Raw genomic sequence first — 15,633 nt, forward strand, 5'->3', positions numbered from 1 at the left:
TTAATGATTTTAGCCCTACAGCACAATTATGGTAAAATCCTGCTCAAGAGGCTTTAGCCTTTGCAGCAGCGCTTCGGTAAGCCTGCCGTCAAACTCCAGGTAAAACTCACTAAAGTTGGCTTTGCGCTCCTGCAGCCCCTGCCCGGGAAACAATTCGTTTTGCAGCGCGGCTATCCGTGCCAGTTCATCCGAGTGGTGCTTCTTTTCTGCTTTTAGCAGGCGTTTTTCAAGGTTGGCAAGACCTTTTAGCTGTTTTACCTTTTGCGCCTCTACAGCGCCTGTAAACGACTTGTCTGTTTTGGCAGCTATGGCGGCAAGTTTTTCAAATTGTTGGTTAAGATGTTCTTTTTGTTCGGTAAAGTCAAGTTCAAATTCAGAGTATTCCTTTACTTTTTTATTCATCAGTTCCTGCTGTTTCATAAAAACATCTGCCCACGTAAGGTTCAGCCTGTCCAGTTTAGCAGCCTGTTTTTCGGTTGCCAGCAGTACCGAGTTGCGCACCAGCAGCATAGGGAAAGTAATGCCCGAAGCATTAAAGAACGATTTCAGCTCCAGCCAGTAGGCAATTTCACCACCACCGCCAATGTAGCACAGGTTGGGCAGTATAACCTCCTGGTATAGCGGACGCATAATAACATTAGGGCTAAACCTTTCGGGGTGGTTTTCCAGTTCTGCCAGTATCTCCGCTTCGGTAAAAGTAATATCGGTATTGTTGATGTAATACACCCCGTCCTGCAAAATAATACGCTCACGAAGGTTATCCTGTATGTAAAACAGGTTTATCTCGCGCGGGTTTACCTGAATGTTATAATCACTAAGCAGTGCTGCCGTTTCGGCGACTTTACCGTGGCTTAGCTGCTCAAGCAGTTCTGTTTTTATTTGAGGAATGTACAGCTTTTTAAGTGCAGCGCTGTCGGCATCTATAATAACAAGCCCCTGCTGCCCGAAAAGCTCATTCGCAAGGTAGCGCGTGGCATCGGCAAGGTTAGTGTGGTTTAGGTATGCCTCTTCAAAAAGCTGCTTTAAATAAGTTGCGTTAGTACCCGGGCCCAGTTCGCTGGCAAAAGCCTTAAGCACGGCATCAAGCCCTTGTGTGCTTAGCCTGCCCACCGGCCCTGTGCTCTCACGGTTCCACTTTATTTTTTTATCACGGAAGTTAAAGTAGTTTATCTCTTCAAAATCATGGTCTTCGGTTGCCATCCAGTACACCGGCACAAAATTATATTCAGGGTAAGCCTGCTTTAGCTCTTCGCACAGGTTTATGGCAGAAACTATTTTATATAAAAAATATAGCGGCCCGGTAAACAGGTTAAGCTGGTGGCCTGTAGTTACGGTAAAGGTATTGTTTTCAGTAAGTAACTGTATGTTTTGTAAAGTCAGTGAAGATGCTTCAATACGCTCATACTGCTCTAAAAGTGTATTTACAAGCGTTGTGCGAAACTCAGGTTTGTAATTTTCCTGCTTTTCGGCTATCTGTGCTTCAAAATTTTTGAGGGTAGGGAAGCGGTTGTATAATGGTTTAAGGTTCTCCTTTTGGTTAAGGTAATCTGTAATTAAAGGGGTAAAATATCCTGAGCTTTGGTAGCTGATACAGTCTGAAGGCATTTATAAAGTATTTTACCGTAAAGTTAGGGAAAAATAATAGATTGAAGAATTTCTATTGATTTGAGTTATTAAGGATTTTTGATTGTTATAATGTTCGCGACTTCATATAAAAAAATATCCTGCCATCCGTCAGGCAACATTGCATTTTGAATTTTTAGCTTTCCACTAACTTCTTTAACTAACATAAATGGGTAGTTTTTATCAGGTGCAACTTTTCCAATATTAACATCAAAACGCTCATTATTAATACCAATAGCCGAATCAAAGTGAACATAATAGTTTTGCGTATGGTTAAAACCTGAGCCTGAAAGGTAATTTTGTTGTAAGCAAATTGTCATCAGAAATCCGGGAGGCCCCACTATATGGTGATACCTTCCGGATAGCGTAACTATAACATCACCTCGTGATTTTTTAGTTGTAAGCTCACATTGTTCTAAATCTACCGCACCTCTGTGGCATATAAAATTTAATGAAGTTTTTTCAAAATCCTTCTTATCCATTATAAAAGAAATAGCAAATTCTCTTGTGCTGCTCGCCTGCGAAAAAGAATTGACAGCAACAACAAGAAATAAAAATGAAAGTAGCTTTTTCATCTTACCAAGTTAGCTAATTAAAATCAGATTTAAAGCGTATTTTTACACCCCAAAATCTTTTACCTTTTGAGCATCAAACTTTTTTTAATAACACCACCTTTCACCCAGCTAAACACGCCCTACCCGGCTACGGCCTACCTGAAGGGTTTCCTGAATACCAAAGGCATTGCCGCCGCGCAGGCCGATTTGGGTATTGATGTTATTAATAAGCTGTTCTCAAAACAGGGTCTTACCGCTTTGTTTAATTATATTGAGTCACACAACTCCCAACTCTTTCAGAGAGGGGCTGGCGGGGAGGCTAACCCGCAACCCGCAACCCCAAACGCGCAACGAATAATTTCCCTTAAAAATGAATACCTGAAAACGATAGAACAGGTAATGCTCTTTTTACAAGGAAAGAACCCCACGCTGGCGCACCTTATCTGTACCGAAGACTTTCTGCCCGAAGCTTCACGCTTTGAACAGCTTGATGAACTGGACTGGGCGTTTGGCACGATGGGCGTTCAGGATAAAGCCAAGCACCTTGCCACGCTGTACCTTGAAGATCTGTCTGACCTTATTGTAGAGTGTGCCGACCCTCATTTCGGGTTCAGCCGCTATGCCGAAAGGCTGGGGCGTTCTGCCAACTCTTTTGATGAACTTTATGATTACCTGCAACAGCCTTACACCTATATAGACGAATTGCTAATCACCCTGCTGCACCAAAAGCTGGAAGCAGAGCAGCCCGATATGGTTTGTTTTTCGGTGCCTTTTCCGGGAAATTTATATTCCGCTTTCCGTAGTGCACAGTACATCAGACAGCATTTTCCGCATATCAAAACGGCGATGGGCGGCGGCTTCCCCAATACGGAGCTACGCTCACTTACAGATGCACGTGTAATAGAGTTCTTCGACTTTATTACCCTCGACGATGGCGAAGCACCGATAGAATGCCTTACAGAATATCTGCAGGGCAGGAGGGATGCCTCACAGCTAAAACGCACGTTTATACTACAGGATGGCAGTGTAACGTATATAGACAACTCCGCTAAACCCGATTATAAACAAAGCCATGTAGGCACGCCCGATTATACCGGCTTACCACTGGATAGCTATATCTCGGTAATTGAAGTGATAAACCCCATGCACCGCATGTGGAGCGATGGCCGCTGGAATAAACTCACTATGGCGCATGGCTGTTATTGGGGTAAATGTACTTTTTGCGATATATCATTAGATTATATAAAGGTTTATGAGCCTGTTGCCGCAAAAATGCTGGCAGACAGGATGGAACAGCTTATAACCCAGACTGGGCAAAACGGTTTCCATTTTGTAGATGAGGCTGCTCCCCCGGCACTGATGCGCGAGCTTGCGCTTGAGATATTGCGCCGCGGGCTTTCGGTTACATGGTGGACGAACATCCGTTTTGAAAAAAGCTTCTCTGCCGACCTGTGCAGGTTATTAAAAGCGTCAGGCTGTATTGCGGTTTCCGGCGGGCTTGAAGTAGCTTCTGACAGATTGTTAGACTTCATACAAAAAGGAGTAACAGTAGCCCAAGTGGCGCGTGTAACCCGCAACTTTACCGAAGCGGGTATTATGGTGCATGCCTACCTGATGTATGGTTTTCCCACCCAGACCGCACAAGAGACAATTGATTCGCTTGAAATGGTGCGCCAAATGTTTGAAACCGGGATTTTACAGTCGGGTTTCTGGCACCAGTTTGCCATGACGGCACACAGCCCCGTTGGCCTTGAACCTGAAAAATTCAGCGTAGTAAAAGAAAGTGATATTGTAGGCAGTTTTGCCAACAACGATATTGTGCACATTGATACAACCGGCACCGACCACGATAAGTTTAGCTACGGGTTAAAGAAATCGCTCTTTAACTTTATGCACGGCCTATGCTTTGATTATCCTTTGCAGTACTGGTTCGAGTTTAAAGTGCCGAGAACCAAAGTTCCGCATGATTATATTTATAATGTACTGCAGGATGATGCTGAATATATGGTAAAGCCAACCTCTAAAATTGTGTGGTTAGGTACTAAGCCAGTAGCAGAACGCTATGTAAAATCTAAAAAGGGTCGGACATTCAACATGATTGCACTCACCTTTTATTTAAAGCGGGAAACCATTACCATTCAGCTTGCTGAAGCGCAGGGCCAATGGCTGATGCAGTTTGTTAATGATGTTTCGGCTTATGGGGGTACACCCATAACATTTGCAAAGGCAAAAGCACTTTTTGAAGAGGCAGTTGCAGAAGATTTTGAACCTTTTTGGTACAGTAAGCCTGTAACTGTTTTAAAGCAGAATGGATTGCTGGTGCTTTAGTATTTGCGGTCGTCAATCATTTTCTGATAGATTTTTTTCTGGTCATCATTCAGCAGCGCCATGATTTTGGCATCAATCTTTTCAGTTAGTTCCCTGCCTTTTTCCTTCTTGGCTTCGTAAGGAATATCCTCATCTGCCAGCCCCATTATCTCGTCTTTATTCTCGTTGTAGATTACCTTAACCGCCGCTTTCTGGAAACCATCAAGGTTCAGTTTTTTAGAAAGTTGTTCAACAGTAAGCTCTACAATATCAACTTTTTCTTCTTTTTTCTTTTTAGAAGGTGTTCTTGGCTGTGCAGTAATGCTCCTGTCGAGCCCCGGGTTGCTGCCCTGCCCGTAATACGGATTGTAATACTGTGCGGAAGCAGTTAACGAACCGGCTAAAAATGCTATAATGAATAAAAACTTTTTCATAATACAGACTGTTGTATATTCAAAATTAGAAAAAAAAGCCAAAAATCATCTTTTTGGCTTTGGGTATTTTAGTTTTGTACAGATGCCGGTATGCCATACAGGTCAAACTCGGTTGCATCGGTTATTGTAATATCTGTGAATTCACCTGTTTTAAGGTAAATGTTGGTAGCATCAATGAGCACCTCATTATCAACATCCGGGCTGTCAAACTCGGTACGGGCTACAAAATACTGCCCTTCTTTGCGGTCTATTACACATTTAAAGGTTTGCCCAATTTTCTCCTGGTTCAGCTCCCATGATATCTGGCTTTGCAGTTCCATTATCTCGTTGGCACGCTGTTGTTTCACCTCGGCAGGCACGTCGTCTTCCAGCAGGTAGGCGTGTGTGTCCTCTTCATGCGAATAGGTAAAGCAGCCTAAACGTTCAAAGCGCATTTCCTCTACCCAGTTTTTCAGGGTTTGGAAGTCTTCTTCTGTTTCTCCGGGATAGCCCACTATCAGTGTAGTACGGATAGCCATACCCGGAACCCTTTCGCGGAATTCTTTCAGCAGCTTTGTTGTTTTTTCCTGTGTTGTGCCGCGGCGCATTGATTTGAGTACGTTATCAGCAATATGCTGTAGCGGAATATCTATATAGTTACAGATTTTAGGCTCGCGCTTCATCAAATCCAGTACATCCATCGGGAAACCTGAAGGGAACGCATAATGCAGCCTTATCCACTCTATACCTTCAACCTTTACAAGGTTTTCCAGCAGTTCGGCAAGGTTACGCTTTTTATACAGGTCAAGGCCGTAATACGTAAGATCCTGCGCAATGAGTATTAATTCTTTAACGCCGTTTTTAGCAAGGCTTTCGGCTTCCTTAACCAGTTTTTCGATTGGTTGAGACACGTGCTTGCCACGCATAAGCGGTATAGCGCAAAAGCTGCACGGGCGGTCGCAGCCTTCGGCAATTTTAAGGTAAGCATAATTTTTTGGTGTGGTGGTAAGACGTTCGCCTAAAAGCTCGTGCCTGTAATCGGCTCCCAAAGCTTTAAGCAATAATGGTAGTTCGGTAGTGCCAAAGTACTGGTCAACGTTAGGTATTTCTTTTTGTAAGTCCGGCTTGTAGCGCTCGCTAAGGCAGCCTGTTACAAATACTTTATCTACTATGCCCTGCTCTTTTTTGTCAACATAATTAAGTATCATGTTAACCGATTCTTCCTTAGCATTATCAATAAACCCGCAGGTGTTTATAACAATGATATTGCCTTCCTCATGAGCAGGTGCTTCATGCGCTACATCTTTGCCGCTGGCTTTAAGCTGCCCCATAAGTACCTCGCTGTCATAAACATTCTTAGAGCACCCAAGGGTAATTACATTGATTTTATTCTTCTTTAACGATTTGGTTCTCATGTACTTAAAAATAGGGTGCAAAATTACGCTTTTTATTGGGAGTAATGAACGTGAGAGAGTTAAAAATTTATCTGACACTATTTAAAAACGTATCAACTTGTACACAAATAAAAACCCGGCTCAAGCCGGGTTTACAACTAATCTTTATTTAATTATCCCACAGCCACAAATCTTTTTGGCATAAAGCTCGGTAGCGGTAGAGCACGGTTTAATAGCCGATGGCAACACTGGTATACCAAACTCAACAGAATAAGCAGCAATGTGCTGGTACAGCATTTCTGCCACAAAGTCGCAAAGTCCTGTCGGTAAATTTGCCGCACAAGTGCCGCAATCATATCCCGGAGTATCAGACGGAGTTACGTATTTTGCAGTAAACTGTCCTTTCTTATCCGGATCCATCGAATAATAATTGTCGAATATTAGGGCAGCACTCGCAACCCTTATTATGCACTTCACATAATCAGGCGTGTTGAGTCCGTTACTTTGGTAAATTGTATTTATCACAGAAAGATTTGCCCATGCCTGCGGCACTACGTCCAGCGAGTTCCATATCTTTTGGTTATACTGCTGCCAGCTTACGCCATTTGTTGCACCGGTAGGTTTAAAGCTCGAACTATAGTAACTGTAATAGTCTTTGTTACCCACATCCGGACCGGCAGTGGCAAATACCTGCGCTTTCTGGCTAAAATTATACCCAAGGTTGCTTGCGCTGCCAAAAAGTGCAAGTGCAAGTGCAGGAGCAAGTGCCCCACCCAGGCTATGCCCGGTAATTGTAATAACATTTGTAGCATTATCTATACTTTTTAGGTATCCTGCAATATTATTGCCCTGCACTGGATCGGTCATTTGGGTTAGCAATATACCTACCCCAATACTTGTACCGTTAGATATTTTAGGGTTCATGCCCTGTGGTATGCCATAAGGCCATTTTTTAGTAATAAGCACGCTGCCATCTTCTGTCACGGCATCAAAAACAGATGTTGCTTTTGTACCGGCAATGGCTAATGTGTAGTTGTTAGCCCCGGTTTTAAATACTACCATTGTGTTGGTAGCAGTAGCAGTATAAGTATTGTTCTGCGTGTTGAGGCTAAAATCTTTTTCTGCATCTATATACACCGATGGGCCCCATACAGCCTCAGGTGCATCAATGCCCATTTTCTGGAAGAAGCCCGGTAAGGTATCATTCATTTGCTTTTCCATAAGTGCTGTAGCCTGCTCTATTGGAGAAAGTGCAGATGAAGTATCTACAGGCTGGTTGATTAGCTCCTGTGCCATGTTGCTGGCAATAGAGCAAACAAAGGTTTGTTGAAATTCATTCATAATCAGTAATAGTTTTAGTGAATAATTTAGTTGAGATAAAATTATAGTACTAATGCTATGTGATTTAAGATGAATTTACCTGTTTTTAATAATTAGGTGTAATTGCCTGCTAATTATTTGAAAATTAGATTTTTAATTATAAAATAAGGGGCAAATGCCCCGTTAATCTTTTTTGAAGTTTGAATGTTTACATAAAACCATACTTATCAGGATGGTTATCAGTACGTGTAATGTTTCTTCCGTCCCGCACAGGCGTCGACTTCATGTGGTGGTGATGGTGGTGGTGGTGCGGATGATGTAAATCATCTTTTTTTACCTGCTTCGGGAAGGTGGCGAGTTCATCAGGATTGATAAATGCCGGATCATCATACGGCAAGCCCGAACCGTATGCATTGGTCATACCTTCTGTAGGATGCCCGCTCTGATTTTCGGGATTGTGGCGGCCATCGAAATAATCGTTTGCCATAATCGTTTGATTTAGATGAACTTAAATTTACAAAAAATTTAGGAATATTCATTAAGAATCCGCAATTAATTTTTGCAGTAGTTTAGGATATAATAAAAAGAGAGAGCTTTTGCTCTCTCTTTTATTACAGAAATCCGTTGTCATCGGGCTTAGTGTCGGTATTGGTAATGTTCCTGCCTTCCCTTACAGAACCCCTTACCTTGTTGGCAAGGTGGCTGTCTCTTTCTTCTTCAAGGTCAGGGTCAGTGGTCCTTTTCTCTTCCGGAAAGCTTGCCAGCTCATCAGGGTTTATAACCGCCGGGTCATCTTCAGGCAGCATGTTGCCTGTTTTAAGGCTCTCGGCATCATTTTTTAAGCCGGTATTCTGATTTGTCCTTGTAACATCCCTGTCCGGGCGTCCGTCAGTATCATATTCTCTTTTGTCATTTTCATTAATAGCCATAACATTAGTTTTTAAAATTATCAAATAGTTTTATTTATCCGCCAACAACCTCGCCGCCGTTAACGTGTATTATTTGTCCGGTAATATAAGATGCATCTTCAGAAGCTAAAAACACATAAGCAGGGCCTACCTCGCTGGGTTGGCCTGCACGTTTCATGGGTACCTGCTGCCCAAACTCCGTTACATCATCAAAGGTTGCGGGTATCAGCGGAGTCCATATAGGCCCGGGCGCCACTCCGTTAACGCGTATGCCTTTTTCGGCAAGCATGGCAGAGGTAGAGCGTGTAAAGCTTACAATTGCACCTTTAGTGCTGCTGTAATCTATAAGGTGCTCACTGCCCCTGTATGCCGTAACCGATGTGGTGTTAACAATACAATCGCCTTTTTTAAAATGCTTTAAAGCTTCGCGCGTAAAGTAAAAGAACGGTAGAATGTTGGTTTCGAATGTTTTCCGTACCTGTTCTCCTGTAATATCCTTAAACTCTGATTTAGGGAATTGTACAGCGGCATTGTTTACCAGTATATTTAACCCTCCAAGTTCATTAACTGTTCTTTCTACAGCATCTTTACAAAAGTTCTCATCTTTTACATCTCCTTTTATAAGCAGGCAGGTGCGGCCCTCTTTTTCTACCATCCCTTTTGTATCCTGGGCATCTTTATCTTCATCAAAATATACAATTGCCACATCTGCACCTTCGCGGGCAAAATGAACCGCTACACTACGGCCAATGCCGCTATCGCCACCTGTTATCAGTGCTTTTTTACCTTGCAGCTTTTCACTGCCTGTATAATTGTCGCGGATAACTTCCGGTTCCGGTGTCATTTTATGCTCATCGCCCGGCTGGCTTTGTTGTTGTTGCGGAAATGAATCGGGTTTTTGCATGGTTTTAGTTTTATAGTTTTTGTAATGTGTGGTTTATATTTCCTTGTCTGCGGCTTCGGTATTTATATGCGATTCCGCTATTTTGGAAAGGGTAAGGTCAGCCTGTTTTTCTTCTTCAAGCGTACGCTCAAGCAGCGTTACGGCATCTTCCTCCCTAAGCGCTAAAGCGTGTGCCCTCATAGTGCCGTAGCAGGCAATTTCATAATGCTTTATTTTCTGCATTACCGATATTATGCCGGCATCTCTTACAACGCCGCGCCTGGTGGCAATAAGCAGTTCTTCTCCTTCTTTAATCAGGCAGTCCAGTGCTTCATATCGTTTGGTTTCTGGAGCTATACCTATTACCCTGAAAATTTCTTCCAGCCGGTCAGAGTGCTTCATAGCCTGTAATGATTGCAGTTGCATCGCACTTACCAGGTCAGCTGACTTAATATTGGCAACACAATCAGAAATTACATTTACCATAACGGTTTCTGCCCAGTATATCTCTTTAAGCTGCTTTTCAAACAACGCCCTTAATTCGGTTGCCTCGCCGGAGTTTTCTTTTGCTACATTTATTATCATAGCTTTTAATTTACTCCCGGGATAGATGATGTGTCGCTTGGTGCACCAGTTTCCTGTCCTGTACCTTCGATATCATCTTTCCTGCTCACATAAAACTGGTTATCACGGTTTTCTATATGAACGCCCTGCACTTTACGGTCATATACTTCGCCTACTTTTGCTTCTTCACGCTCTTCCATCTCCTCCCTTTCTGATTGGTCGTTGCACGACAATAACATTAAAGGAATGATAAGACACGGCAGTATTTTAATTTTAGATATGTTCATGATTAAGGTTATTAAGGTTAGTTATAAAATTACCAATCATGTGTTTAAATGGCAGTATGTTTAACCAATGATTAACAACCACTTGCATTCTGTTGCAGGTAGTCGGCATTTAAATACCGTTAAACGTTTTTTTTAAGAAATGATTAACAAGGGAAAACTGTATGCCTACATTTGACCCATAAATACATCTTTAAAAAATGAAAAACTTATTTTTAGCGCTTACAGCAATATTCCTGTTTGCCTCATGTTCTACCGATGATAATAATGCCGAAGGCCCAAGAACAAAGTCATTGCTTATAGCTCAGCCATGCTTTAACAGTATATCAGGCACTTTTGCCATGGATTTTGCTGACGGATTAGGTAATCCAACCCTTAAATTTGGCGCAACAGTACAGGGGTTGCCGGTATCAACCGGTTCAGGAACATCCAATAATATTTACACGATGTACCTGCAGTTGCAACCACTTGCAGACTGCGAAGATATGTACAGTGATTCCGGTGCTATGATTAGTTTTAGCTCTGCGGCTTTTACGGGTACGAGCGTGCCTACAATAAACCTGAAACCTGTAAACATTCCGTTTATGTGTTATAAATGGAGAGTAGTAATATCCAGGGTGGATGCAATAATAAGGGTAGGCGGCCGTAACAATTCCGATACCTGCACATCTGTATCTGAATGGTATGATGCGCCGCTGTATTAATTAGTAGCTTTATATAATTTTAAGCCATACGTTATCGTGTGGCTTTTCTTTTTGTTGTAAATTTAGGCTAATGAAAAAAACAGACACTATAAACCTGTTGCTAAGCGCTTCTGTATTATTGCTGCTTTCCTGCAACGGGGCAGAGGATAAACTTACCGTATTAGGTGAAACAGGTAAAGATGAGATTTCAGGAACTGAATATGTAAACGGTGTACTATGGGCACTTGAAGACAGTGGCAATAAAGATATACTGTACAAGATTGGAGAAAAAGGAGGTATAGAGCAGCAACTGAGGCTGAGAGGTATGAAGAATAAGGATTGGGAAGATTTAACCTCTGATGCCGAAGGAAACCTTTATATCGGCGATTTTGGGAATAATGACAACGATAGGAAAGACCTTGCCATATACAAAATAAACAGGGATAGCCTTGATAATGACATGACTCAACCTGATTATGCCGTGTACTTTAAGTACCCTGACCAGAAAAGTTTCCCGCCCAAAAAGTCGGAATTTTTATATGATGCTGAAGCCTTTTTTGAGCATAATGGTATCTTTTACATATTTACAAAGAACAGGAGTGCACGTTATGACGGCAGCTTTAAAGTATATAAAGTTCCTAACAAGGCAGGCAGCCACACTGCAGTGTTGGCAGGTACTTATACCAGTTGCAGCGCTTACCGTAAATGTGCCATAACTGGGGCAGATATAAGCCCTGATGGTACCGCGGTATTATTATCATCTGATAAAGTATGGCTTATACCGGGTTTCTCCAAAGGTTTTAAGCAGGAAGCAATGCAGCAGTATGAGCTGGGGCATTATTCCCAAAAAGAGGGCATTACCTTTAAAGATAATAATACATTACTGATTGCAGATGAAAAAGAAGACGGCACAGGAGGCCTGCTCTACAGTGTTACAATAACCGATTTAAAAGCCAAACGTTAAGCCGAAGGAAAACCTGCCCCCATCTGAGCCTCGAAAATAAAAAACATTTGCGGTTACAACATTAAGCCCGTTAAGCCATATACCGCCGCCTGCGCTTTGGTGCCATTTTTCAGAATTTCCCTCCGGTATCCATACCCTTCCGTAATCATATCCGCCAAATATACCCAGGGTGAGTGGTACAAAAGTATTCTTCCAGTAACCGAGTGTAAGCCTTATGTCATTACTGTGAAATGCAGCCCTTTTCCCCGTAAAGCGTTCTTCACGGTATCCCCTTACTTCATCATCGCCGCCAAGTGTGGCTGCCTGGTAAAACTCAAAGTTGTTGCCAAACCTAAGTTTTACTTTCGCCCTGCTCCTGAAAACAAGCTTTTCATCAGGCGTTAGCTTATGTACAAAATCTATAAAGCCTTCTGCAAAGCCAAAGTTCCGCCTGTATTGTTCAAGGCTTGTGGTCCATCCTCCGGTAAAAGAAAACGCCATACCCAGTGCAGGCAATGTTATATTATCATAGTTGGCAAAACTATACGTTACATTAACACCGCCATATTGGCGGTGCTCAAATAACGAAGGGCCTATTTGTCCCGGCTCGTTTACAAATCTTTGCGATGAATCTTCAACTTCAATGGTTTCAAAAACACTCTGCAACTGCAAAAAGCTACCGTTCCTGCTGGTTCGGAATACTGCAGGCGCCACCCGCAGGGTTTGCAGCCTTACCCTGTTGTAGTCCATGCCCAGGTCTTCATAAAAATTAGGGGTGGTGTTACCGTAGCCAAAATAGTTGATGCTGAAGGTTGGGCTGGTATAACGTGCATCTACTGCAAAATTCCAGTTGCTGCCCAGCGTAATAAATTCGCCCCTGTATTCCAGTTCAAAACCCATTGTGGCAAAGTAGGCGCTGGCCTTAAACCTGTGCCGTTGGGAGTAAGGGTCGCGGCTAAAATTATTAACCACATAGCTAAGCATAGCCCCCAGTTTTAAACCATCATCAGGATTAAATCCTGCACTCGGATATCCTGAAAATACATTATATTCCGGCTTTTTGTAGTTATAGGTATTGGTTTCATAATCATCCGTAAGGATAATTTTTGCTTTTTTATCTGTTTTGAAGGTATTTTCCTTACTGGCAAAATCATATATTTTAACTTTTCTTCCGTTTTCAACTGTATAAATATCATGATTTTGCCCACCCAGCAATCGTAACAGTATTAACTTATCACCGTTGCCTTTCACCACAAACTCGTCGTCGTCGTCAAGGCCGTAAATCCATATCTCCTCGGTTTTTTTACTGCTGTAGGTTTGGGTATATAGCAACTCTTCCGCACCATCTTCAATATTATATGTTTTTACTTCAGTCTCTCCGGCAGGCAGGCGCGTAATAACAAACCGCTCTTTATCATCAGTACCTGTTATAATAACCGTTTTAAGTAAAACATCCCGGTATTCCAAAGCGAACTCCTGCAATTTTGCCCTCCTTTTTTTAAGGATGGTTTTTATATTTTCAGCAATATCGTCTTTCATTTCATTGGGTAGCTCGGCAAAAGCAGATTCAATGGCTTCATCAGTAATGTTTTCCTGTAGGTACTTGGCTTCCCGAAGCCAGTCGTCCTCATCAGATTTGATTATAAAGGCAACATCAAGCGGATAAGCCGATTTATTGAACCATTTAATGTCACGGATGTTTTCATCATACTGCTGCATGCTGCGCAATGCAGGTATGCGCATGATTATTGAAAGCAATGCCCCGCCATATTTTGGGAAAGCCTGGTCGCGGTCTCGCGGAATGGGTTTGTAAACTACAGAGTCCTTCTTTTCAAATTTAGACCATCTCCACTGGTCAGAGTGCCTGTCCCAGTCGCCTATAAGCATGTCAAACAGCCTGGCGCGTATATAGGCTTTCTCGTCTATTACATACTTTTTATCTTTCCTCAGGTCTTCAAAAACGTTTTGTGTACTCTCTATATCATCCGGTTTTCCAAAGCTGTCAAGGTCGCCATGTTCTTTACCCGGATGCTCCTCAATCATATACAGCTCATTGCCATATTCTTCATTATATTCTTTCAGTGCGTTTTGCTTGGGTACATAAAACAGGCGCGGATTGGTGTGATATATTCCTGCACTTTCTGCAAGGTCATCCACTACAAAAGAGGCGTAGGGGTGCGATGAGGTATAAAAATCCAGCAGGAATTTTTCAGCAAAGGTATTATCGAGCTTATCACCTATATAGCGGTTTTTGAACGCTGTCTTCTGTATAAACTGTGTGGCACTTTTACGCAGGCCCCTCATAACATATTCTTTACCATTTTTATCGGCAAGCCTTAATGATTTAGACTGGTGCCCACCACCGCCTTTAACCGGCGTGAGCCCGCCATATAGCGTATCAAGCAATACCGTGTTTACCTCTATAAGCTGGCTGTAATAGTCGCGGTAATGGTCTCCAAAAAGAAATTTATAAGTACCACCTTTTTCTGTAAGCGATGACGGATATATAGCAGCCTTTGTTGTTGCCGGGAAGTTTCCGCTGTAATCTTTAATTACAGGATTGGGCTTCAGGTCTAAAATGCGCTCAAACAGCTTTACATCTTTACCATCGCGCAGGGCGAAGTAGTCGAGCTTAACTTTACCATCTGCAAATACATCCATTACCACATAGCCTGTACCGCCATAACTGAAATCGTTAGGATATATAGCCCTTGCAGCTTCTTCTTTACAGCCCGCACCGCTTATAACCTGGTGTATATTGTCGTGGTTGATGTATTGCAGGTTATGGTCGTGGCCTGATACTACAATGACATTATCAAGGCCCTGAATCATTGCTTTTACACGGTTAGACAAGTCGTTATACACCCGGCTCTGGATATCCTGCGTACTGTAACCTGATGCTTTTCGCGCCAAATCTATAAACGAGCCTAGCACCGGCAGGGGAATACGCTGCCTTAGCGGAAACAGGTGCTTTTCAGGAGAAAATTCGCCACCATGCGTGCCATGTGTCATTAACGGATGGTGCATGGCTATAACAACAACTTTATCCTGGCTGTCTTTCAGTATGTCTTCCAGCTCGGTAAACATGGCATCGCGCGTTTTTATATCGCAATCATCGTTTATTGTGGGGTACCTGTCCCAGTCTTCTAAAAACCACTGGCTGTCAATGGCAATCATTACAATACTGTCAGATATTTCTATGTCATCAATTCCGCACCCGTTACCCGGTAAAAAGGCTTTCTTTTCATCAAGCTTGTCTTCTACATAATCATCCTGCTCTTCAAGGCCTTTGAGTCCGTGGTACCAGTCGTGGTTACCGGGAATAAAGTATGTTTTGCCTTTAAAAAGTTTTGCCAGTGCCATCTGGCTGTCAAGGCTTTCCTCTGCTTCCTTCCTGTCTTTATGGTCTTTATCGGCGGGCATACCCAGCGGGTAAACATTATCGCCAAGATACAGCAGTGTGGCATTTTTGCCTTCTTCTTTCAGTTTATCGCTTACATTTGAAAGCATCTGCTGTGCCTTTGGCTCATTTGCATAGCCTGCATCGCCTATAAGGTAAAAGCGGTGTTCTACTTTACTGTTAGTAATCAGGCTGTCATTTTTTGCTTCAGGGCCTGTTTCCCTGCCATATTGCGGCCTGTTTGTAGCACATGAAACCAGCAGCAGTAACATGCCTAAAAACGGCAGATACTTATTTATGCGGGCTGTAGCTGTAACCCAAAATAATTTCATAAATTGGTTGTAGTTAATTTTGTCT

Annotated in this window: 14 protein-coding genes; 3 read left to right on the top strand and 11 right to left on the bottom strand. The window is 42.6% G+C overall.

Annotated elements, in window-relative coordinates; translation table 11 throughout:
* Positions 1 to 15 precede the first annotated feature (15 nt).
* Positions 16 to 1,605 carry a bacillithiol biosynthesis cysteine-adding enzyme BshC gene (bshC, locus tag KJK34_RS07055; RefSeq protein WP_223053151.1) on the bottom strand — a complete coding sequence of 530 codons (1,590 nt, stop codon included), beginning with the start codon at positions 1,603 to 1,605 and terminating at the stop codon, positions 16 to 18.
* Between the two features lie 68 nt (positions 1,606 to 1,673).
* Entirely contained in the window at positions 1,674 to 2,198 is a 525-nt protein-coding gene (locus KJK34_RS07060; RefSeq protein ID WP_223053152.1) for a hypothetical protein, read from the bottom strand.
* Between the two features lie 66 nt (positions 2,199 to 2,264).
* On the opposite strand from KJK34_RS07060, the gene KJK34_RS07065 reads away from it, so the two are divergent.
* Complete coding sequence (locus tag KJK34_RS07065; protein WP_223053153.1) at positions 2,265 to 4,505, top strand: B12-binding domain-containing radical SAM protein; 2,241 nt, start codon at positions 2,265 to 2,267, stop codon at positions 4,503 to 4,505.
* Here KJK34_RS07065 and KJK34_RS07070 read toward each other — a convergent pair.
* The 8 genes from KJK34_RS07070 to KJK34_RS07105 form a co-directional block, all read right to left on the bottom strand.
* Complete coding sequence (locus tag KJK34_RS07070) at positions 4,502 to 4,918, bottom strand: hypothetical protein (RefSeq protein WP_223053154.1); 417 nt, start codon at positions 4,916 to 4,918, stop codon at positions 4,502 to 4,504. The genes KJK34_RS07065 and KJK34_RS07070 overlap by 4 nt on opposite strands.
* Positions 4,919 to 4,986: 68 nt before the next feature.
* Entirely contained in the window at positions 4,987 to 6,312 is a 1,326-nt protein-coding gene (gene rimO, locus KJK34_RS07075) for a 30S ribosomal protein S12 methylthiotransferase RimO (RefSeq protein ID WP_223053155.1), read from the bottom strand.
* 144 nt (positions 6,313 to 6,456) lie between these two features.
* Complete coding sequence (locus tag KJK34_RS07080; RefSeq protein WP_223053156.1) at positions 6,457 to 7,632, bottom strand: lipase family protein; 1,176 nt, start codon at positions 7,630 to 7,632, stop codon at positions 6,457 to 6,459.
* Positions 7,633 to 7,819: 187 nt separating this feature from the next.
* Positions 7,820 to 8,032, bottom strand: coding sequence for a hypothetical protein (locus tag KJK34_RS07085; RefSeq protein WP_223053157.1), 213 nt, complete (start codon positions 8,030 to 8,032; stop codon positions 7,820 to 7,822).
* Positions 8,033 to 8,222: 190 nt separating this feature from the next.
* Complete coding sequence (locus KJK34_RS07090; protein WP_223053158.1) at positions 8,223 to 8,540, bottom strand: hypothetical protein; 318 nt, start codon at positions 8,538 to 8,540, stop codon at positions 8,223 to 8,225.
* A 34-nt stretch (positions 8,541 to 8,574) separates the two neighbouring features.
* Positions 8,575 to 9,423 carry an SDR family oxidoreductase gene (locus KJK34_RS07095; protein WP_223053159.1) on the bottom strand — a complete coding sequence of 283 codons (849 nt, stop codon included), beginning with the start codon at positions 9,421 to 9,423 and terminating at the stop codon, positions 8,575 to 8,577.
* Between the two features lie 33 nt (positions 9,424 to 9,456).
* On the bottom strand, positions 9,457 to 9,987 hold the full coding sequence (locus KJK34_RS07100; RefSeq protein WP_223053160.1) for a YciE/YciF ferroxidase family protein: 531 nt from the start codon (positions 9,985 to 9,987) through the stop codon (positions 9,457 to 9,459).
* Positions 9,988 to 9,992: 5 nt separating this feature from the next.
* Entirely contained in the window at positions 9,993 to 10,253 is a 261-nt protein-coding gene (locus tag KJK34_RS07105) for a hypothetical protein (RefSeq protein ID WP_223053161.1), read from the bottom strand.
* 197 nt (positions 10,254 to 10,450) lie between these two features.
* On the opposite strand from KJK34_RS07105, the gene KJK34_RS07110 reads away from it, so the two are divergent.
* Both KJK34_RS07110 and KJK34_RS07115 read left to right on the top strand, forming a co-directional pair.
* Positions 10,451 to 10,954 carry a hypothetical protein gene (locus tag KJK34_RS07110; protein WP_223053162.1) on the top strand — a complete coding sequence of 168 codons (504 nt, stop codon included), beginning with the start codon at positions 10,451 to 10,453 and terminating at the stop codon, positions 10,952 to 10,954.
* Between the two features lie 70 nt (positions 10,955 to 11,024).
* Positions 11,025 to 11,897, top strand: coding sequence for a hypothetical protein (locus tag KJK34_RS07115; protein ID WP_223053163.1), 873 nt, complete (start codon positions 11,025 to 11,027; stop codon positions 11,895 to 11,897).
* On the opposite strand, the gene KJK34_RS07120 is transcribed toward KJK34_RS07115, so the two are convergent.
* Positions 11,880 to 15,608 carry a metallophosphoesterase gene (locus KJK34_RS07120; RefSeq protein WP_223053164.1) on the bottom strand — a complete coding sequence of 1,243 codons (3,729 nt, stop codon included), beginning with the start codon at positions 15,606 to 15,608 and terminating at the stop codon, positions 11,880 to 11,882. The two genes, KJK34_RS07115 and KJK34_RS07120, sit on opposite strands and share 18 nt — an antisense overlap.
* Positions 15,609 to 15,633 lie beyond the last annotated feature (25 nt).

Origin of the sequence: Flavobacterium coralii, assembly GCF_019891545.1 — a bacterium.
GTDB lineage: Bacteria > Bacteroidota > Bacteroidia > Flavobacteriales > Flavobacteriaceae > Flavobacterium > Flavobacterium coralii.

Bases quoted from the DNA above. Each gene is read 5' to 3' on its own strand.
- KJK34_RS07085 (WP_223053157.1), bottom strand. From the start codon at position 8,032: ATGACCAATGCATACGGTTCGGGCTTGCCGTATGATGATCCGGCATTT.
- KJK34_RS07120 (WP_223053164.1), bottom strand. From the start codon at position 15,608: ATGAAATTATTTTGGGTTACAGCTACAGCCCGCATAAATAAGTATCTG.
- KJK34_RS07090 (WP_223053158.1), bottom strand. From the start codon at position 8,540: ATGGCTATTAATGAAAATGACAAAAGAGAATATGATACTGACGGACGC.
- bshC (WP_223053151.1), bottom strand. From the start codon at position 1,605: ATGCCTTCAGACTGTATCAGCTACCAAAGCTCAGGATATTTTACCCCT.
- KJK34_RS07100 (WP_223053160.1), bottom strand. From the start codon at position 9,987: ATGATAATAAATGTAGCAAAAGAAAACTCCGGCGAGGCAACCGAATTA.
- KJK34_RS07060 (WP_223053152.1), bottom strand. From the start codon at position 2,198: ATGAAAAAGCTACTTTCATTTTTATTTCTTGTTGTTGCTGTCAATTCT.
- KJK34_RS07095 (WP_223053159.1), bottom strand. From the start codon at position 9,423: ATGCAAAAACCCGATTCATTTCCGCAACAACAACAAAGCCAGCCGGGC.
- KJK34_RS07105 (WP_223053161.1), bottom strand. From the start codon at position 10,253: ATGAACATATCTAAAATTAAAATACTGCCGTGTCTTATCATTCCTTTA.
- KJK34_RS07115 (WP_223053163.1), top strand. From the start codon at position 11,025: ATGAAAAAAACAGACACTATAAACCTGTTGCTAAGCGCTTCTGTATTA.
- KJK34_RS07110 (WP_223053162.1), top strand. From the start codon at position 10,451: ATGAAAAACTTATTTTTAGCGCTTACAGCAATATTCCTGTTTGCCTCA.
- rimO (WP_223053155.1), bottom strand. From the start codon at position 6,312: ATGAGAACCAAATCGTTAAAGAAGAATAAAATCAATGTAATTACCCTT.
- KJK34_RS07080 (WP_223053156.1), bottom strand. From the start codon at position 7,632: ATGAATGAATTTCAACAAACCTTTGTTTGCTCTATTGCCAGCAACATG.
- KJK34_RS07070 (WP_223053154.1), bottom strand. From the start codon at position 4,918: ATGAAAAAGTTTTTATTCATTATAGCATTTTTAGCCGGTTCGTTAACT.